At 35.1% G+C, this 19,734-nt stretch carries 19 protein-coding genes; 9 read left to right on the forward strand and 10 right to left on the reverse strand.

Going from position 1 to position 19,734, the window contains the following annotated elements; translation table 11 throughout:
* Positions 1-23: 23 nt before the first annotated feature.
* The gene (locus AC0INN_RS05260) at positions 24-590 is read right to left on the reverse strand and encodes a TlpA family protein disulfide reductase (protein ID WP_273647884.1); all 567 of its coding nucleotides are present in this window, start codon (positions 588-590) and stop codon (positions 24-26) included.
* Between the two features lie 29 nt (positions 591-619).
* Here AC0INN_RS05260 and AC0INN_RS05265 point away from each other — a divergent pair, with 29 nt between their 5' ends.
* Together AC0INN_RS05265 and AC0INN_RS05270 are read left to right on the forward strand one after the other, a co-directional pair.
* On the forward strand, positions 620-1,744 hold the full coding sequence (locus tag AC0INN_RS05265; RefSeq protein WP_306612095.1) for an iron-sulfur cluster-binding domain-containing protein: 1,125 nt from the start codon (positions 620-622) through the stop codon (positions 1,742-1,744).
* Positions 1,741-2,358, forward strand: coding sequence for a SanA/YdcF family protein (locus AC0INN_RS05270; protein ID WP_172283116.1), 618 nt, complete (start codon positions 1,741-1,743; stop codon positions 2,356-2,358). Before AC0INN_RS05265 ends, AC0INN_RS05270 begins: the two co-directional genes overlap by 4 nt.
* Here AC0INN_RS05270 and tamL read toward each other — a convergent pair.
* A complete protein-coding gene (gene tamL, locus AC0INN_RS05275) occupies positions 2,355-4,967 on the reverse strand; it encodes a translocation and assembly module lipoprotein TamL (RefSeq protein WP_306612098.1) in 2,613 nt (870 codons plus the stop codon). The genes AC0INN_RS05270 and tamL overlap by 4 nt on opposite strands.
* Between tamL and AC0INN_RS05280 the strand changes: the two genes are divergently transcribed.
* The gene (locus AC0INN_RS05280) at positions 4,953-5,678 is read left to right on the forward strand and encodes a TrmH family RNA methyltransferase (RefSeq protein ID WP_306612100.1); all 726 of its coding nucleotides are present in this window, start codon (positions 4,953-4,955) and stop codon (positions 5,676-5,678) included. The genes tamL and AC0INN_RS05280 overlap by 15 nt on opposite strands.
* 78 nt (positions 5,679-5,756) lie before the next feature.
* On the opposite strand, the gene AC0INN_RS05285 is transcribed toward AC0INN_RS05280, so the two are convergent.
* The 5 genes from AC0INN_RS05285 to porQ all read right to left on the reverse strand — a co-directional run bounded on the left by AC0INN_RS05285 (position 5,757) and on the right by porQ (position 8,820).
* On the reverse strand, positions 5,757-6,254 hold the full coding sequence (locus tag AC0INN_RS05285; RefSeq protein WP_306612102.1) for a phosphoribosyl-ATP pyrophosphatase: 498 nt from the start codon (positions 6,252-6,254) through the stop codon (positions 5,757-5,759).
* 3 nt (positions 6,255-6,257) lie between these two features.
* The gene (locus AC0INN_RS05290) at positions 6,258-6,566 is read right to left on the reverse strand and encodes a phage holin family protein (protein ID WP_172283108.1); all 309 of its coding nucleotides are present in this window, start codon (positions 6,564-6,566) and stop codon (positions 6,258-6,260) included.
* An 82-nt stretch (positions 6,567-6,648) separates the two neighbouring features.
* Positions 6,649-6,996 (reverse strand): YtxH domain-containing protein, encoded by a 348-nt coding sequence (locus AC0INN_RS05295; protein WP_172283107.1) that lies wholly within the window; start codon positions 6,994-6,996, stop codon positions 6,649-6,651.
* Between the two features lie 96 nt (positions 6,997-7,092).
* The gene (gene cmk / locus AC0INN_RS05300; RefSeq protein WP_273647888.1) at positions 7,093-7,767 is read right to left on the reverse strand and encodes a (d)CMP kinase; all 675 of its coding nucleotides are present in this window, start codon (positions 7,765-7,767) and stop codon (positions 7,093-7,095) included.
* Positions 7,768-7,830: 63 nt separating this feature from the next.
* Positions 7,831-8,820: a type IX secretion system protein PorQ gene (gene porQ, locus AC0INN_RS05305; protein ID WP_306612105.1), complete on the reverse strand. Its 990-nt coding sequence runs from the start codon at positions 8,818-8,820 to the stop codon at positions 7,831-7,833.
* 167 nt (positions 8,821-8,987) lie between these two features.
* Here porQ and pyrH point away from each other — a divergent pair, with 167 nt between their 5' ends.
* Together pyrH and frr are read left to right on the forward strand one after the other, a co-directional pair.
* On the forward strand, positions 8,988-9,695 hold the full coding sequence (gene pyrH, locus AC0INN_RS05310; RefSeq protein ID WP_172283104.1) for a UMP kinase: 708 nt from the start codon (positions 8,988-8,990) through the stop codon (positions 9,693-9,695).
* 112 nt (positions 9,696-9,807) lie between these two features.
* Positions 9,808-10,362, forward strand: a complete 555-nt coding sequence (gene frr / locus AC0INN_RS05315; RefSeq protein ID WP_172283103.1) for a ribosome recycling factor — start codon at positions 9,808-9,810, stop codon at positions 10,360-10,362.
* 166 nt (positions 10,363-10,528) lie between these two features.
* On the opposite strand, the gene AC0INN_RS05320 is transcribed toward frr, so the two are convergent.
* From AC0INN_RS05320 to AC0INN_RS05330, 3 genes are all read right to left on the reverse strand, one after another.
* Positions 10,529-11,980 (reverse strand): LptF/LptG family permease, encoded by a 1,452-nt coding sequence (locus tag AC0INN_RS05320; RefSeq protein WP_306612108.1) that lies wholly within the window; start codon positions 11,978-11,980, stop codon positions 10,529-10,531.
* A gap of 65 nt (positions 11,981-12,045) precedes the next feature.
* Entirely contained in the window at positions 12,046-12,693 is a 648-nt protein-coding gene (lolA1, locus tag AC0INN_RS05325; RefSeq protein WP_273647890.1) for an outer membrane lipoprotein periplasmic chaperone LolA1, read from the reverse strand.
* A gap of 68 nt (positions 12,694-12,761) precedes the next feature.
* A complete protein-coding gene (locus tag AC0INN_RS05330; protein ID WP_306612109.1) occupies positions 12,762-15,275 on the reverse strand; it encodes an FtsK/SpoIIIE family DNA translocase in 2,514 nt (837 codons plus the stop codon).
* A gap of 634 nt (positions 15,276-15,909) precedes the next feature.
* On the opposite strand from AC0INN_RS05330, the gene AC0INN_RS05335 reads away from it, so the two are divergent.
* From AC0INN_RS05335 to AC0INN_RS05350, 4 genes are all read left to right on the forward strand, one after another.
* On the forward strand, positions 15,910-17,601 hold the full coding sequence (locus AC0INN_RS05335) for a DUF8202 domain-containing protein (protein WP_306612111.1): 1,692 nt from the start codon (positions 15,910-15,912) through the stop codon (positions 17,599-17,601).
* Positions 17,602-17,645: 44 nt separating this feature from the next.
* Positions 17,646-18,146: a hypothetical protein gene (locus AC0INN_RS05340; RefSeq protein WP_306612113.1), complete on the forward strand. Its 501-nt coding sequence runs from the start codon at positions 17,646-17,648 to the stop codon at positions 18,144-18,146.
* Positions 18,147-18,410: 264 nt separating this feature from the next.
* Positions 18,411-19,058, forward strand: a complete 648-nt coding sequence (locus AC0INN_RS05345) for a cysteine hydrolase family protein (RefSeq protein WP_306612115.1) — start codon at positions 18,411-18,413, stop codon at positions 19,056-19,058.
* A 62-nt stretch (positions 19,059-19,120) separates the two neighbouring features.
* Entirely contained in the window at positions 19,121-19,702 is a 582-nt protein-coding gene (locus tag AC0INN_RS05350; protein ID WP_306612117.1) for a Crp/Fnr family transcriptional regulator, read from the forward strand.
* Positions 19,703-19,734: the final 32 nt, after the last annotated feature.

The raw sequence follows: 19,734 nt of genomic DNA on the forward strand, positions 1-19,734 counted from the left end.
TTTCAGAAGTGATTCTGTACAATTTATTTTAAGAATGAATCGATCTTAGAGTTTAAAAGTTCTTCATTCATCATTCCAAGATATTCATCAGTTTTCGCTCCTTTTCTCATGTAAGTAAAAGGGATAGAACCACCGTCCCATTTTTTAAAATTTTTCGGAAAGAAATTCTCATCAAGCTTTTGGCCATCCAGTAAGATTATGTTTTTTGCAAGATCATTTTTTTCTGCAAAATCTTTAACTGCAGTACTCCAATCAGACTTTTTATCCAGATTAACAAAAGTAAACTTTACAGGTTTTCCTTTCAGTTCTTCCATTTTTTTTCTGAAATGTGGAATTTCCTGAATACATGGCCCACACCAAGTGGCAAAGAAATTAGTAACATACAGTGTGTCATTATTTTTTGCCAGATAGTCTCCAATATTTTCGGGAGAAATTTCTTTTGAAATATAAGCTGTGTGATCAGCAGAAGTAGTATTTTCTGCAACAGCTACTGAATCCTGGGATATCCCTTTGTCATCAATTTTTGAACTTTCTTTTTTACAACTGGTCAGCGCAAATATAACTAGGGTTGATAAAATGATCTTCTTCATAATTATTTTAGTATTTTTGATTTTGAAGTATGGAACAACAAATCTATAAAGGGAAACTTACAACGTTTCATTGGTTAAAAATAGCGAAAAAGGAAGAACTGACCAAAAATACTTTCTCCCTGGAATTTGAGATTCCCGGGAATTTACAGAAGAATTTTGAATTTGAAGCGGGTCAGTTTGTCAGTATTAAATTTCTGTCCCATGGAAAAGATATCATCAATGATTATTCAATGACATCGGCTCCTTACGAGAAAAAAATAAGCCTGGGCATAAAAGTAAATTCTCCTATAGGAGCAACAGCTGAACTGTTTAAAAATTATAACGTTGGAGATGAACTATTGGTAAGTGAACCGGGAGGTCGATTTACTTTAATATCTAAACCCAGTGAATTCAGAACGATAGTCGGTTTTGCTGCAGGAATCGGGATAACCCCTGTGTTAAGTCATTTCAAAAATATTCTTCATAATGAGCCCAGAACGCGACTGTTTTTGTTTTTTGGAAATAAAAATTCTGACGAATTAATCTACCGGGATCTTTTGGATAATCTGGCCAGAACTTATGGGGACAGATTACAGATATTTTATTTCTTTTCGCAGGAAAAAACACCGGATCAGCTTTTTTATGGAAGGCTAGATGCGAAAAAGTTAAACCTGATTATCAATCAGATTTTGCACCTTGATGATACAGACGAAGAATCCACCATCTGGGATGCAGTAGATGAAGTTCTGATCTGTGGAAAAGGGGAGATGATAAAAACACTGGCCAATGCCTGCTACCATCATGGAATCCCGAAAAAAAATATTCATTTTGAACTTTTTGAAGAGTTTAATGATGATATTTATCCTATAGAAAAAGAGTTTCCGTTGATTGAAAATGTGGAAATCGATTTTAAAATATTGGGAAAAGACTACAGTACCCATCTTCCGGATAACAAGGATAAAATTCTGCAGCAATTGCTGGTTCAGAAATTTCCTGTTCCTTATTCCTGTAAATCCGGAATTTGCGGAAGTTGTGAATGTTATTTGGAAGAAGGAGAAGTTGAATTGCTAGAGAATGAATATTTAACGGAAAAAGAAGAGTTGCAGGGGAAAATATTAGCATGCATGTCTATAGCAAAAACAAAGAAAATAAAGCTTAACTTTGATCTCATTTGAGAGCTGTAAAAAACATATTCAATCTTATTCTTACATCAATAGAAATTGGAATTCTAGTGATATGTTTGGCTAATGCCTGGGTGTTTGCCCTTACTAATGGGAGGACCTATACCAAAATATCAAAGATACCACCTCGTGAGGTTGCTCTGGTTTTAGGTACTTCACCTAAGATGAGATCCGGACTATCCAATCCTTATTTTACGAAAAGAATGGATGCTACTGCTTTATTGTATCATCATGGGAAAATCCGTAAAATAATTGTAAGCGGTGAAAAAAGCAAAGGTTATAATGAACCGGCTGCGATGAAAAATTATCTTGTTTATCAGGAAGGAGTTCCTGAAGAAATCATTATTGAAGATCCGAAAGGCTTCAACACATATAAGAGTATTTTACGCTGTAAGGATGTGTACAAAAAAAGTAATGTTATTATAGTATCTCAGGGATTTCATAACCTTCGGGCCCTATTTTTCGCAAGAAACAATAATATGAATGCACTGGGATTTGATGCACAGGATGTAAATAAACCCGAAAGCTACTACAGAAATCAGTTCAGGGAGATTTTCGCAAGAATGATCGCTGTAGTTTATTTCCTGTTGGGAATTTCTCCTGATTAGAAAGGATATCCAAACGCTACATTCAATGTAGGTTTAAAAGGCTGGAAATCTTTGAATCTCCATCGGTCACCTGTAGGTTTATTAGGATCATAGATTTTATATGCAAAATCAAGCCTTAAAGTGATGTATGCAATATTCACCCTTAATCCGAATCCACTACCGATACCCACCTGGCCTAAGAATTTATTGAATTTAAACTCATCGCCGTATCCATCATTATAATCCCTGAGACTCCAGGTATTCCCAATATCTGTAAACAGCGCCCCTTCATACATATCGTTGAAAGGGAGACGATATTCAATATTTGTAGTAAGCTTTAAATTATCCGTCATATAAGTACGAACTCTTTCATCAATCTGAGAGTCAGCAGGACCTAAGCCTCCAAAAGCAACCCACGCCCGGATATCATTGGATCCCCCGTTGAAATAAGACCTGATAACCGGCATCGATGAAGAGTTTCCGTAAGGTATTCCTACTCCTACGAACTGACGAAGTACTAAAGTCTGATTCCCGTTAAACTTAAAGTACTTTCTTACGTCAATATCAAATTTTACAAACTGTGCATAAGGCACTCCAAAAATTGTTCTTTGAGGACTTGTGATTACACCTCCGCCATCATTTCTTTTTTGATTAAAAATGCTTAATATATTACCAGCCAACTCTACCTTTCCATTAAAGTAGAAAGCGTTAGGATAATCCTTCTTACCGATTTCGTTATACACATAATTATAGATCATGGAAGAAATTAGAACATCCTGGGTTTGCCTGTCTTTATTGACAAGAATTCCTGTAAATGCAGTAAAAAGATCCGCACCTGCCTGATCTAAAGAATTACGGTAGGCATTATCAGTGACAATCTGTTGAGATACTTCATCTACTGAAAGCTGTCCGGATAAAAGCTTGGCTTTCGTTGCTGCACCTTGCGGGCTGTTTTGAAAGTAATTCTCAAATATTTCATCTTTTAGATCACGATCGTTTGTAAAGTAATCATAATAAGCCGATTTATTCTTTGTTAAACTTAACTGTGTATTAAAAAGGGTCAGCCTATGGGATACTTTATCATTAATCGTAGCGAGATAATTAAGGCCGGTATTGAAGTTAACTCTTCCTAAACCGATATTATTTTGTACAGTAGCCCCCAGAACAATTGATGATGTAGGGCTGTATCTTTTAGGAATCAATTTATAATAATCAAAAGGTAGTAAAAGTCTTGGGAAATTCAGGGAAGCCTGTGCTGATAATTCATAGGCTAATATCCGCTGACTGATATCTTTGGTGCTTCTGATAGAACCAAAGGTACCCGCCAGACTTGTTGAAAGGTTTTCAGCCCCTCTAAAAACATTTCTGGTAGTAAGGTCTATGGAGGGAGAAATCCCAAGATTTAATAACTGCGAATAATTGATATCCGTTCCTACTTTTAATTCATATTTCGGAAGCGGTTTAAGTATATATAATACATCAATAATACTATCATTAGGAGAGCCTTCACCTCCGTGTCTTAGAGAATCTTTTGCTTTCAGAATGCTAAAGTTATTCATAGAGAGGAGATTCCTTTTGGTAAGGTCAAGCTTTTTCTGATCATAAATCTGTTTGTTTCCAACTATGATATTTCTCCATACAGAACGGGTTGTGTATTTATTATCAACCTTATGGAACCGTATTCCTCTTAAGCTGTCTTTGGTTGTATTTTTACGGTATTCTGATGCTTCATTAACGATCGCTACGTCTATATTACCAATAGTTGCCCTTTTATAAGGAGTATCAATGGAATCTTTATGAATTTCAAGGGTCAGAGGAACCTGTTTTCTGCTTTTTAGTGAATCGGCGACAAAATAAATTTCATCATTGGCGCTATTGAATCTGTAATACCCATAATCCCTCATGATTTCATTAAGTCTGGTAACTTCTTTTTCAAGGACCGTTTGATCTAGTACCTGTCCGGATCTGATAAGGGTTCCGTTAATTTTCTGCTGGTAAAGATTATGGAGAACCGGATCCGGAATATTGTAATAATATTCTTTAATATAAGTAGGATCATTATGCGTAATGAAATACGTAACAGCCGCTTTTTTTGCTGCAGAATCTATTTTGGTTTTAAACTTTACTTCTGCATCCCAGTACCCTTTGTAGGTAAGTCGTTTTTCAATGGATTCGGCTCCTTTTTCCACTTTTGTTTGATCCAGGATAACAGGAGGTGAACCCCAGTTGTGGTATAACCTGTCTAATAAAAGGCTTTTTCCCACACTACTTTTCATATTGTATTTAATGAAGAGCGAATCCCTGAGCTTTTGCGTTCGCATTTCGCTAGGGTAGGTCATGTATTCATTAAGAATAGTGTCATATTTAGGATTGGCGGCGTTGTACAATAATAAGCCTAAAGGCATAAAAAGGAATTGCTTCTTATTGGGTTTTTGCTGAACATAACCCTTTAGCTCTCCATCAAATGGTTCTTTTTTATCAGTAAAAGTGAATGTGTTCTTCGTAAGCAAATATTCGCCATCGGGAACTTTCTTTGTGGTGCTACAAGCATAAAGAAGAGTAACAAATGTTGCAAATGATATAATTTTATAATATTTTTGAGGAGAATTCTTATAATGCTTACAGCTCATACAATAAAAATTTTACAGTCTTTAGATAAAAAGAAGTTCCGACAAAAATACAATTTGTTTTTGGTTGAGGGTAATAAAATCATTTGTGAACTTCCCAATTCTAACTTTAAAATTAAAGAAATATTATCTACAGATCCAGAGAAAATTAAATTTTCTGACGTTCCTGTTATCCATATATCTGAAAATGAGCTGAAAAAGATCAGTTTTCTCAAAACACCTAAAGATTCCGTTGCCGTTTGCTATATGAATTCTGAGAAAAAGATGGCAGACCCGGATATACAGATTGTATTGGATGGGATTCAGGATCCCGGAAATCTGGGAACTATAATCCGTTTAGCGGATTGGTTTGGGATAGAACAAATTATTTGCAGTGAAGATACGGTGGATTTTTATAATCCCAAAGTGATTCAGGCAAGTATGGGCTCTTTTACAAGAGTGAACATGGTATACTGTAATCTTACCGATTATCTTTCGAATACGGAGAATGTAAACATAGGAACCGATATGGAGGGAGAAAATATATACCAATTCGAGAAGCCTAAGAAACTAAACCTGATTTTAGGAAATGAAGGAAATGGAATGCGACCGGAAACGGAAAAGTTGCTTCATAAAAGTATTAGTATTCCTAGGTTTGGTACATCTCAGTCAACGGAAAGTCTTAATGTATCTATGGCAGCCGGAATTATATTGGGACAATTGTTTTCTAAATAGATTCCAAAAGTCAGAGGTTAGCTGGATTAAATTTTAAAGATAACCTTTAGCTAACTTCTAACCTCTGGTTTGTTATTTTTATATTAATTGCTCCATGCTGGACACACTTTTATTTTTCTGATAACTTTCAAGCTTTTTTCTGACAAATTTTAATGCAATTGGCGCAAGATAAATCATAGCCACACCAAGCAGTTTCTTTTTCCAATTAGAACTACGCATATTTTTCTTTGCATAGTTTCCAATAAGAGCAGTAGCACCTAACCTGATGATACCATCCAGTGCATTACCCTTGAGCGCTGAGCTTGCAATACCCATTGCTGTATTTTTGCTGATAAACATATCTTTCACCTCAGAAGTAAGCTGTTTGGCAATCACATCCTTTCTCAGGACTATTTTTTCATCACCGTCTTCATCTACTTTTTCCTGAAGATATTGATCCGTTAAACCATTGGTAAATGCGCTTAAACTTTCTTTTGTATTCTTGAATGTAAGAAGGTTTTCCAAATCATCAAGTTCTGCCTTCAGTAACTTCTTCTTTATTCTTAATTCTTTCAGACTTTCATAGTTTCTGCTCATAGTTTAATGATTTAAAAATTTAATAACCTGGTCCGCTACGGTATTTACAATTCTCTTTTTAAACAGAACAACAAGAATCATTATCAATAAGTAAAATGCAGCTACAATAAGGAATCCGTAGGAGTAGTTGTCCAACGCTTTACCGATAAGAAATGCAATTCCAAAGTTGAAAAGAATAATAAAAAAAGCAAAAGCAACAAGCAATACGACCAGATAGGTAATCATACCTGCGGAGAGTGATGACTTTTCGGTAGCTTCTATTTTAAGTAGATCTATTCTCTTAGATGCATATTCTTTAAGAGTTTCTATCATCTGTTTTTCTTTAAAGTTACAAAAAAAGGAACTTTAATGCAAAAAGTCCCTTTCATAATTTAAAAATTAATTGAAATTATTACTATTTAAGATCGTTTAATTCTGCTTCTACATCTTTTACTACATCTGTAGTTTTAGAAACAATCTGATCTTTATATTTATCGTATCCATCTTTTACGGTATGAGCAACACTGTTTGCTGTTTCTTTAAAAGTAGAAGATATATTGTCATACTGATCTTTTACTCTTTCAGAAACTTCTCCGTATTTTGTTTTAGCCTGATCTTTAAGATCGTTAGCTTTTGTTTTAATCTTTTTTCTCGTTTCTTTTCCTTCTTCTGGCGCATAAAGCATTCCAAGTACTACACCTGCTGCTGCTCCAGCTAGAAGTCCCGCTAATATACCTGCTGTATTGTTTCCTTTTCTAGACATTTTTCGTTTTTTTTAATAGTTAAATAATATTAGTTTTTACTTTGTTAAATATTACAATTAATATACCAAATGAGCCTATGGTCCTATTAAAAATTGTTAAATCTTTTGGATATAAGACAGTATGGCTTCGATGGTTTCTTCTTTAGAAAGTTCGGTATTGTCAATAACAATGGCATCTTCAGCTTGTCTTAACGGAGCGATTTCTCTTTCACTGTCAATTTTGTCTCTTTCGATAAGATTTTCTTTTACCTGCTGCTCGTTTGCTTCGATATTTAAACTCAAAAGCTCGTTGTATCTTCTTTTGGTTCTTTCATCGATGCTTGCCGTAAGGAAGAACTTAAAATCAGCATTGGGAAGAACTACCGTCCCGATATCACGGCCGTCCATTATAATACCTCCTTTTTCGGCAAGGGAACGCTGGGATTGTAATAAGAAATCCCTTACTTCCTTTTGTTTAGCTACAAGGCTTACATTGTCAGAAACTTCATTAGTTCGGATCTCCTTTGAGATATCATTATGGTTCAGATAAAGAACCAGTTCACCTTCATCATTTTTAAATTCAAGCTGGATCTGATCTAATAATGAGAAAAGTCGATTAAGGTCAATAGAACCTTTTTCGTCCTTACAATTTTGCAGGGCAAACCAGGTAACTCCTCTATAAAGCGCTCCGGTATCCAGGTGAATAAGTCCTAATTTATCGGCAATGACCTTTGATATTGAACTTTTTCCGGTAGAGGAGTATCCATCGATAGCTATTACAGGTTTTTTCATACTGCAAAGTTCAAGATTTTTTTTAAAAAATCAAGGAAATGGAAAATTAAATATTGAAAAAGTTTAATAGCGATGCCCGCTAAGGTCCATAGATATTCCTATTTGATTCACATTGGAAGAGTTATGGTATCTTACATGAGCGTAATCTACACGGAATCTTGAAATTTTAATTCCAAATCCTCCTGATAGTCCTGAGAAATTTCTTTGGTCAGCTACAGCCAGTTCATTTCCTCTTTTCACATTATATCCTAATCTGATATTAAAGTTTTTTTCCGGAAATAATTCTGCCCCAATAGAAAAGTGATCTGCAATTTTTCTTCCCACATTCACTTCCTGACCGTCTACGTTAAACGGAGATGAAATATTGAATTGCTGTAAATCATGGGCCGTAATTGTAATGGCAAGTGGAATAGCCTTTAAGATTCTCGTATATCCCAGATCAATACGAAACGGAAGGTTCTCGCGCGTACCATTAAAAGATTTGAACTGATATCCGAAATTTCTTGCGACAAGAGAAAGAACTTCCTTGTTTTTTTTATTATGGTAAGTAATTCCGGCAGTTCCTGAAATAGCAGAAGAAGTATAGGTATCTATTTTTGAAGTAATAAAATTAATTCCTCCTCCAATGGTCCAGTCTTCTTCAAACTGATAGGCGTAACCAGCTCCGATGGCAACATCGGATGCGTTGAATTGTCCATTTTCAAAACCACTTTCATCAGTCCTTGGAATATCACCGTAACTCATGTATCTGGCGTTGATTGTAGCCATATGGCCATTATCAAAATCTTTAGCAAAAGCAATCGTTCCGTATTTGGAATCCGCAAGATATGCTGCTCCGTTCACAGAAAGTTGTTTGTCTGAATCTTTATTAAGTAAGGCCGGATTTGCTATAGCAAAGGAAACATCATAATCTCTTATAGTAATTGCATCGCCACCTAATGCAGCCTGTCTGGCAGATACGGGAATGTTTAAGAAAGGATAAACATTTGTTCCCGTTTGTGCATAAGAAACAATTCCTGACAGAAATAATGAAAGAATGATAATTTTCTTCAATTCAATTTATAATTATTGCAAAAATAATCCTTTTTTGTAGTTGTCAAAATATTTCTAACATTATTTACAGCTAAATATTTTTCTTTTTTCAATATTTTTAATGATTATATTTGCAAAATCAAATTTCAGGGATATAAACCCTATTTAAAATTTATTAAAAATTAAAGATGAAATATAAAAGAATCCTTCTAAAACTTAGTGGTGAAGCCTTAATGGGGAACAGACAATATGGTATTGACAATGACAGACTTCAGGAATATGCTGTTGAAATAAGAAAAGTAGTAGATAAAGGTTGTGAAGTTGCCATTGTAATTGGAGGAGGAAATATATTCCGTGGAGTAGCAGGTGCTGCAAAGGGAATGGACAGAGTTCAGGGCGATTATATGGGTATGCTTGCAACAGTGATTAATGGAATGGCTTTGCAAGGTGCTTTGGAAGACGCCGGTATTAAAACCAGACTTCAATCTGCTATAGAAATGGACAAGGTAGCTGAACCATTCATTAAAAGACGTGCAGTAAGACATTTGGAAAAAGGAAGAGTGGTTATTTTCGGAGCAGGAACCGGAAACCCTTATTTTACAACTGATACTGCAGCTACATTAAGAGCCATTGAAATTGGTGCTGATGTTATTTTAAAAGGAACAAGGGTAGATGGAATTTATGACAGTGATCCTGAAAAAAATGCGGACGCTGTAAAATATAATTCTTTATCTTTCGATGAAGTTTTCGAAAAGAATCTTAAAGTAATGGATATGACTGCATTTACTTTAAGTCACGAAAATAAACTTCCTATCATCGTATTCGACATGAATAAAGAGGGGAATTTAGTAAAGATTGTAGACGGAGAAAACGTTGGTACTTTAGTGGATTTATAGTCAGTAAAGTAAATAGATAAAGAGATTTAAAAATTATTTATTGTTGATCCCATACCACTGAGGTAAAGATCATCGTTTATAAATGTGTAATTTATCAAATTTTAAATATATAATGGAAGAATTAGATCTAATAGTAGAGTCTGTAAAACAGGACATGGAAGCGGCTATTAAGCACCTTGAACATGTATTTCAAAGAATTAGAGCCGGACGTGCTTCTACTTCAATGGTTCAGGATGTGATGGTTGAATATTACGGAGCTCCAACTCCGATCAACCAGGTTGCTAATGTTTCGGTTCCTGATGCAATGACGATTTCTATTCAACCTTGGGACAGAACAGCAATCAATGCTATTGAAAAAGCTATTATTAATTCAAACTTAGGTTTTGCACCTTCTAACAACGGGGAGAATATTATTTTGAATGTTCCGCCTTTAACAGAAGAGAGAAGAAGAGATCTGGCAAAACAAGCTAAAGGAGAAACCGAACAGACAAAGATTGTCGTAAGAAATGCAAGACAGGACGGTTTAAAAGAACTTAAAAAACTTGAAGGTGTTTCTGAAGATGTTATTAAAGGCGTTGAAGAGGACATCCAGGCACTTACTGATAAGTATGTGAAAGCTTGTGATGACCACCTTAAAACAAAAGAAGCTGAAATTATGAAAGTGTAACTTTCGCTTTAGAACATATACTAAAACAGGCCTCATTATGAGGCCTGTTTTTTTATTGTCAATAAGGCTGAAGGTGTTTCTAATATCTAAAAATAAAATTGTTAGAATGATTTGGAAACGGGAGCCTTTCCCTTTTAAAAAACGCTCCGGAATCCGGAGCGTTTTGTTATTGATATCTTTTATGTTCTTTGTTTTTAGAAAACCTTTTGGTAATAGGTTTGAGAAATGCCTTGTATTTTTCAGCGTCAAAGAGTTGCGAATCCGTTAATGCTTTATAGGTCATAATCACTCCGAACGGGAACAGTATAATATTAGGGAGCCATGCTGCCAGATATGGATTTAATGTTCCTGCCCAGGCAAGGTTTTCCATTCCCACATTAATCACATAGAAAATAATAAATATAACGATGGCAATAATTACGGGAACTCCCATTCCTCCTTTTCTGATAATGGAACCTAAACTGGCGCCGATAAGGAAGAATATGATACAGGTAAATGAATAGGAGAGTATTCTTTGCTGATAAATAACAACTTTACTGAAATACTTAACATTGGGTTTGAAATCATTGGCTTTACCGTCTATTGTGGTTTTCAGATTATCCAATCTCGTATAGGCATTGTAGATAATCTCCATCTTCCTGTTTCCTTTTACCGTATCCAGTTTTAGTTGTTGTTTAACCGGAGCTTTGGATTTATTGTTTTTATCCATATAGCTGACGGTGGAGTTGGTCTGGTTCAAAACATCGTCCGTGACGGTGGAAAAGAATCTTTCGTTGTCTTTTTTATTAAGATCAATAGTTTTATTAAGCTGATTGAATGTCTGAAAACGGTAATCATCCGTGATCTGCTCTTCTTCGATTGCTTTATTGATGAGCTCGCTAATATCAAAATGCGAAACAAGAGTATCAAATTTAATAGCCTGATCCGGTTGCTTTAATCTCACATTTTCACCTTTCCCTGCAAAATTATCTTCAAACACATAGCCCTTATAAAGCTCAAGTTTTAAGTAATGGTTGTTAGCTGCGGGAATAAATTTCCCTTTTTCAGCGACAATAGACTGCTGGTTTTCGAATGTGCTAGCTTTTCTGTGAACAAACACACCTTCAATACTATTGTCTTCGTGGATTTTATCAAACTTCACCATATAACCGGGTATCTGATCAATAAACTGCCCTGGAGTAAAGTTAAGAGCGGGTTTTGTCTGAGCAATATTGAAAAGCATATTTTTCGCTTTTCTTTGAAAATCCGGGATAATATTATTAGAGAAAAAGAACAGCATTATAGATAATATGGTGGTGACCCCAAAAAGAGGAACCATAACCCTGGTTAATGAGATTCCGGCGGCTTTCATAGCTGCAAGCTCGTAACGCTCCCCAAACTCACCAAAAGACATGATACTTGCTAAAAGGATCGTAAGAGGCAAAACCATACTGATAACACTTACCCCTAAATAAAAAAGGAGCTTAATAATTTGCCAGTAGCTTAATCCTTTTCCCATAAACTGCCCTAACTGAACCCAGATAATGTTTACAATAAATATGAAAAACAATACACTGAATATAAAGAAAAATGGTCCGAAAAAGGTTTTTATGATATATCGGTCTAGTATTTTTAACATTCGCCAAAATTAATGAAAAAGCCACAAAGTTTACTTTGTGACTTTATAAATTATTACTTTTTTAATTACAATTCTGTAATAACGTAATTTTTAAATTTATTCTTATCGAAAACAAACATGTTAGGATCTAATTCCTGGTTCTCCTTGTATTCTTTTATGGCAATTACTGCAACATCTTTGTTGCTTCCATGCTGTTCAAGTTTCACCATTTGTTTCTTAGCTGAATCTACAAACAGATAAACATAACTTAATCCATTAGGCTTAACCGGAGTAAGCTTGATCAGATCAGCACTTACACCATTGACTACTTTCTTTCCTCCATAAACTACATTGTAATCATTTCTGTAGGTAGAAAGGTAATTGATAGGGGAGAACATAGTACTGCTTCCGTTAGGTTTGGCAATCGTTACTTCCATGTCGTCAGCATTAATATTGTAGATCTTGCTACCATCGAAAATCTGTTCTGTATCCATGATTTTCAATTTATATTTATCTCCCGATGAGTAATAGATGCCAGGCTCTGTTTTAGCAACCTTGCCATTGACACCGCTTCCAAAAGAAAATTTAAAATAGGTATTCTTTTTAGAATTATAATTGGAGGTGATATCATCCAAGATCTTTTTAGCTTTTGCATCTATTTTCTGTGCATTGGATAATCCAACAGCTCCTACCACAAATCCTCCTAATATAATTTTCGAAACTATGTTTTTCATTTTTTTATTTTAATATTCTTTAGACATTTTTTCCACTTCAAAAGTTAAACATTATGGCATGTTTTCCTTTATTTACGCAAATCTTCCAAAAACTGTTCCAAAGAATGAAGGTCGCTAATAATCACTTCCCTTGCCTTTGCGCCATTAAAGCCTCCTACAATACCACTAGCCTCCAGCTGGTCCATAATTCTTCCCGCTCTGTTATATCCTAATTTAAGCTGTCTCTGAAGCATGGAAGTAGATCCCTGCTGAGTAGAAACAATAATTCTGGCTGCTTCTTCAAACAGTGCATCTTTTTCGTTAGGATCGAAAGAACCTACTGAACTTGTTGCATCTTCAGAAACGTATTCAGGAAGAAGAAACGCAGAAGCATATCCTTTTTGCTCGCCAATAAATTCTGCAATTCTTTCCACTTCAGGCGTATCTACAAAGGCACATTGCAGTCGAAGAATTTCATTTCCGTTAAAGTAAAGCATATCCCCCTTACCAATCAGCTGATCAGCACCGGTAGAATCAAGAATTGTTCTTGAATCTACACTTGAAATTACCCTGAATGCTGCTCTTGCGGGGAAGTTAGCTTTGATCATTCCCGTAATTACATTTACGGAAGGTCTTTGGGTGGCAACAATGAGGTGGATTCCTACCGCTCTTGCCAGCTGTGCCAGTCTTGCTATCGGTAATTCTACTTCTTTTCCTGCTGTCATAATTAAATCGGCAAATTCGTCAACCACCAGAACGATGTATGGTAAGTAACGGTGTCCGTTTTCAGGATTTAATTTTCTTTCAGCAAATTTTTTATTGTACTCTTTTAAATTCTTACAAAATGCATTTTTAAGTAAGTCATATCTGTTATCCATTTCAATACAAAGAGAATTCAGTGTATTGATTACCTTATTGGTGTCCGTTATGATGGCATCATCCGTATCCGGAAGTTTTGCTAAATAATGTCTTTCAATTTTTGAATATAAAGAAAGTTCCACTTTTTTAGGGTCAACCATTACGAATTTCAGTTCGCTTGGATGTTTTTTGTATAAGAGAGAAGTAAGAATTGCATTAATTCCTACTGATTTACCCTGGCCGGTTGCACCTGCCATCAGTAAGTGTGGCATTTTTGATAAATCGGCCATGAAGATCTCGTTGGAAATGGTTTTTCCAAAAACGACAGGTAGATCCATGTCTGTATTCTGAAATTTGTGCGAAGCGATTACAGAGCGCATAGAAACCATGGTAGGATTCTTTCTAGGAACTTCAATTCCAATGGTTCCTTTTCCAGGCATAGGTGCAATGATTCTGATCCCCAGCGCTGAAAGATTCAGCGCAATATCATCCTGTAGTTTTTTAATAGCGGATACCCTGATTCCTGCTTCAGGAACAATTTCATATAAGGTTACTGTGGGGCCGATGGTTGCCTTAATTTCAGCAATACCTACATTAAAGTTCTTTAAAAGACCAACAATCTTATTTTTATTCTCTTCTAATTCTTCTTTATTGATGGAAATCTCCTCATTACCATAATCTTTTAGTAATTCCACCGGAGGCATTTGAAACTTGGCCAGATCTAATTTGTGATCATACAGACCATGTTTTTCTACTAGTTCCTGAGATTGCTTTTCTGTGTCATCTAAAACATCAATTACAGGAGCAATTTCAACATTGAACTTAATATTTTCCTGCGATGGAGTAGATGGTGTAAGATCAAAGGCCTGTTCCGGAGTTGAAACCGGAAGACCTGGTTTGGTATTAAGATTAAGGTTGATCGGCTTAGCATTGCCATCATCTTCAAATGAAGTATGATTAGGAGTAGTAATGGTTTCCAGGTTTGTAGATACCGGGACCTCAGGAAAACCTTTAGGTACCTTTACCGGTTCCTGTTGTTTCACAGGCTCACTCATATCCGTAACCGAAATATTAGGATGATTGTCGAGTGCTTCTTCTTCCAGCTCTTCATCAGCCTCAAAGTTTTCGTCAGAACTAGGCATCATGGATTTTACCTTTCCGATCGTATTTTCATTAATATTATTAAGTTTTGCTTTGATGGAACTCGGACGTAAGTTAAACTCAAGGATAAAATATAAAGCTATACTTGAGGCGAGTACCAACCAAAGACCAACCGTTCCTATGATTGCATTAAGCGAATCCATAATTTGGTAGCCATAAACGCCTCCCAGAACACCTTGTCCTTTTGTAACAGCTCCCATGAAAATCGGAACCCAGCAGATAAAAAACAACGAATGACCTATTGTTTTCCAAGGTTTGAAAATTTTCTTTTTTAAAATTAAAGTTCCGAAAACAAGGAAAAGGAATGCTATAATAAAAGAAGCTACGCCAATACTTTCAAAAATGAAAATATTCCCGAGCCAATCTCCAACTTTACCAAAAATATTAGAGGATTGTATACTTTTATCAAGCATGGTTCCTGCCTGGCTTTGATCTGCCTTCCAGTTCATTAAATATGAAATGAATGAAAATATAAGTACGACAGAAAAAAGTATAAAAGTAAGCCCGAAAAATATACGGGGTTTCGATAGAATTTTGCCTTTTTCAGACATGTCTTGCTGCTTTGTTTGTGTCTTTTTGTCCATAATATCAATGTGGGCAAATTTAGTGTTTTTTCAATATTAAAATAATCTTTTTTTATTCAAAAGCATTTTACAATAACTCTATGATCCTTTTCAGACATCAGAAAATCCTGATTATTGAAATTGATTCTAAATAATATCAAATGAAATTAAAAACTCATATAAAAATGAATAATTTTCTATTGACAAAATTTTATCATTATGAAATTATTAATTGAAAAAAAAGAATCATTATCAAATATATTAACAATAATTCGGTTATTCTGTGGTTAAATTGTATTTAAAAAGTATATTTTTATGAAAATAATTTATAAATTTACACTAAGGTAATATTAAGAAGCATTAATTATTTTGTTGATATTATTTACAGGCATTACTTATTGTTTAAATATTCCACAATTTTTGTCTAATTTAAAAACACACATATAAATGAAAACAAAAAATACTTCCCAAAATAAAAGTATTATTTCAATACTATTATCTTCTTTATGATCTTGTTATTAATTCTGGATTATTGACCACATTACTTACCATGTGTATTTTGGCTGATTTCTAGTTTCACCATTGCCGATTATTTTTTTTGAGATAGTCGGGTTATATCAATGAATATACTTACAAACAATTAAAAGAAACATCAATGAGAAAGCAATTATTATTTACAGCAATGATATTCAATTCATTATTGTGGTCTCAATCTCCCGGAGGCGTTTCTGCTAACCTTCAAATATGGGTAAAAGCAGATGCCGGAACGAATACAACAGTAGACAATACGCAGGTTGCTATATGGAATAATCAAAGATCAGGCGGAATTAATGGTATTGCCAACCAGGGAATGCCGGGTTATTATGCGGATCCAGGTGTAAATGCAAGACCAGTCTACAGGACGGCAACCTCTATTCCTAATTTTAATTTTAATCCTGCAATTGAAATTACGAGTACCAATCAATATAGATCGGGATATAAATTTCCGGGAGGATTTCCAGATAACACCACCAATGCACTGACCTCCTATACATTTCTTACAAGAACCGCTTCTGCCACCTATAGATCGGTATTTGTAATGAATGGTGTAACAAGAAATTCCAATGTATCTCCAATAGCAGGAGTGTGGCAATCTCCATTTTTCGGGACCCGCACCAATCGTCCAGAATTTTATAATGAAAAAGAATCCGGGGATGTGTTTTTTGGAACAAATACTATAAATACTGTTAATACACAGTTTCCAAGTATACAATCATTTTATAATGAGTTGTCCGGAGGAAACATGAATTATTTTTTTGATAATAATGCGCTTGCTTTTGGCAATCCTTCCAATAATGTATCTTCTACAAGCAACTATCCGGGAATGGTTCTTTTGATGGATAATGACGGGGGATCTGGTAGCAGTTCATTGGAAGGAGATAGGATTGGAGAATTTATTTTATATTCTGGTACACAGACAGCTGTAGAAAGGCAAAGTGTAAATTCTTATTTAGCTGTTAAATATGGAATTACTTTGCAGCAACCCCTCAATTACATTGCCTCCGACAAGACTACTGTTACCTGGAATTCTGGACTGAATACCAGTTTCAATAACAACATTTTTGGGATGGCGAAAGATGACGATACAGCATTAAACCAAGTGGTTACAAATAGCGTTAATCAAAACAATAATAGCATGCTAATCGTATCAACCACGAATGATTTTGTTTCGGCAAACAATGCTGCAGGTAGAACAAGTTTTTCGCAAGACAAAACCTTTCTTATAATGGGAGATAATAATAATCAATCCTTAACCTTACTCAATTATGGTATAGCTCCGGGAAAGATTATTCAGAGGACGTGGTTAGCACAAAAAACGAATGACACGGGTTCTTCCTGGCTGCAAGCTGACCTTACTAATTATACCAGTATTGTGGCAACAGATAAATTATACATGATTGTAGCTGATAACAATGGACTTTCACAGAATGTACAATTTATTCCGGCAACAAGTTTTACTGGAGGGAAAGCAGTATTTAATTATTCGTTTCCTGCTAATAAATATTTTACCTTCGGAACCAATATTCAAACGTATTGTACCAAAGATCCGGTTACAGGAACACCAAACAGTATGACAAAATTTGGTATTACAGGTCTTCGTGAAATCCTGCCCAACTGGCCAACTAATATTCCTAATGGTTTTATAGCATTAGAGTCAAAAGATAAAGGTTTTGTTATTACCAGAACAACTTCCGCAAGTATTGCTGTTCCGGTAGAAGGGATGCTGATTTTCGATACTACAGATAATTGCTTTAAACTGTATAACGGTACTTCATGGAACTGTATTATCCGGTCTTGTAATGACTAACCCTAGACAGATGGCTTAAATTTTAAAATTATAAAATAGAAAACATGAAAAATATATTAGCTATATTAGGATTGCTTGGAATTGGTTTTATCCACGCCCAAATAGCGATCGGTAAGCAAACAGTAGACGGAGATGGTATTCTTGATTTCGCTTCAGGTACAACTAACGGAATTTTACTTCCTATTGTAGAAACTCTCCCAGGTAACGCTGTTGCTGGAACTCTTTTAATGGATAAGAATGATAAGGTCTTAAAAATGAATACCGGCTCCGGCTGGGTGAATATGAGTGATCCCGGGTCCACTACAAATGTTATATTTAATACGAGTGCCGAAACAGCGGGAAATAACAGAGTGATTATAGGCTCTTCTACTACAAGTGCTCCCGGAGTCCTTGTTTTGGAATCTGCCAATAAAGCATTGATTTTACCCAAGGTAGCTAATCCTCATCTTAATGTGAGAACCCCGTATCCGGGGATGATATGTTATGATACCGTCAGTAAGACAATAGCTCTGTTTGATGGTTTGAAATGGAATTACTGGAAATGATCAGACTCAATTCATAGGAATAGTAGACCTCTACTTTATTTATAAAATTGCCCATTATATCCTTGTGGGCATTTTTTATGTTTTTTTCCAATCCTGGAAATATTTAATAAGACTTTCCAAATTGGTTTTAGAAAAATAGTAGATCTACACAGTTTGATATTCGGCATTAATTTGAAATGTCTGTGGCTTGTACTTTCTTTTTTGAACTAGTTCAAATGCTATTGATGATACCTCCTGTAATTTTGTACCATCAATTTATAATAAATGAAAAATAAATTCAAAAGGATGCTGACGTTATGTATAGTATTCGTTACACTTTCGTCTGCAAAAGCACAACAAAATAACATGACAATGGAAAACACGGCATTATTAATCATCGATGTACAAAACGATTATTTTCCCGGAGGAAAAATGGTTTTAGAAGGGGCAGAAACTGCAGGTAAAAATACCAGTAAGGTGTTGGAATATTTTAGGAAAAATAATCTGCCAGTCATTCATATTAAACATATAGCAACCAATGAAGGAGCTGATTTTTTCCTTCCGGACACAAAGGGTGCTGAAATTCATAACCTGGTTTTACCAAAAGGGAATGAGAAAGTAATCATCAAACATTTTCCAAATAGCTTCAGAGAAACAGAACTTCTTGCCTATTTAAAAGAGTATAATATTAAAAATTTAATTATCACCGGAATGATGACCGATGTATGTGTGGAATCTACTACAAGAGCAGCTTTTGATCTGGGTTTCAGTAACAGGATTGTGGGGGATGCAACGGCAACAAAGAACAGGGAGCTGGATGGAGAAATTATAAAAGCAGCAGATATTCAGAAATCTTTCCTGGCGGGTATTTCTTCATTAGGAAATTTATACAGCAGAATCATAAGTACAGAGGATTTGCTGGCAAGTAAATAAGATTAGTTTAAAATAAGGATACCGGTCATAATATCGGTATCTTTATGTTTTAATTTTATACGATGTCTGACCTACTTTATCATTACATCAAGCAATATGTCGATTTTTCTGATGATGAATTTAAAAGATTTTCCGAATCTTTTAATAAAGTTCAATTTCCGAAAAATGATTTTGCGCTGAAAGAGGGAAATTACTGTCTTTTTGAAGGGTTTGTTACAAGCGGCTGTTTTAAAGTGTACTATCTCAACGAAAAAGGGATGGAGCAAACATTATATTTTGCAGTGGAAGGATGGTGGATTACGGATATAGATAGTATGATAAATCGTGTTCCCAGTATCTTAAATATTCAAGCGCTGGAAAATAGTGAAGTTCTTATGGTTTTAAAAGAAAATAAAGAACATCTTTACAAAACCATTCCCTGGGTAGAGAAGCTTTTCAGAATCATGAATCAAAGGTCTTCAGTGGCACTACAGAGGAGGATTCTTTCTTTGACCGGTAAGACGGCAGATCAGCGATATGTTGAATTTCTTGAAAAATATCCTGGTCTCGAACAGAAAATTACACAGCAACAGGTCGCATCATATCTTGGTATCACCCATGAATTTTTAAGTAAAATAAGGAAAAAAATAAGCCTTAAAAAATAGACAGACTCAATGACCTGTATAGCTTTTTGTCA

This window comes from Chryseobacterium subflavum (genome assembly GCF_055762745.1).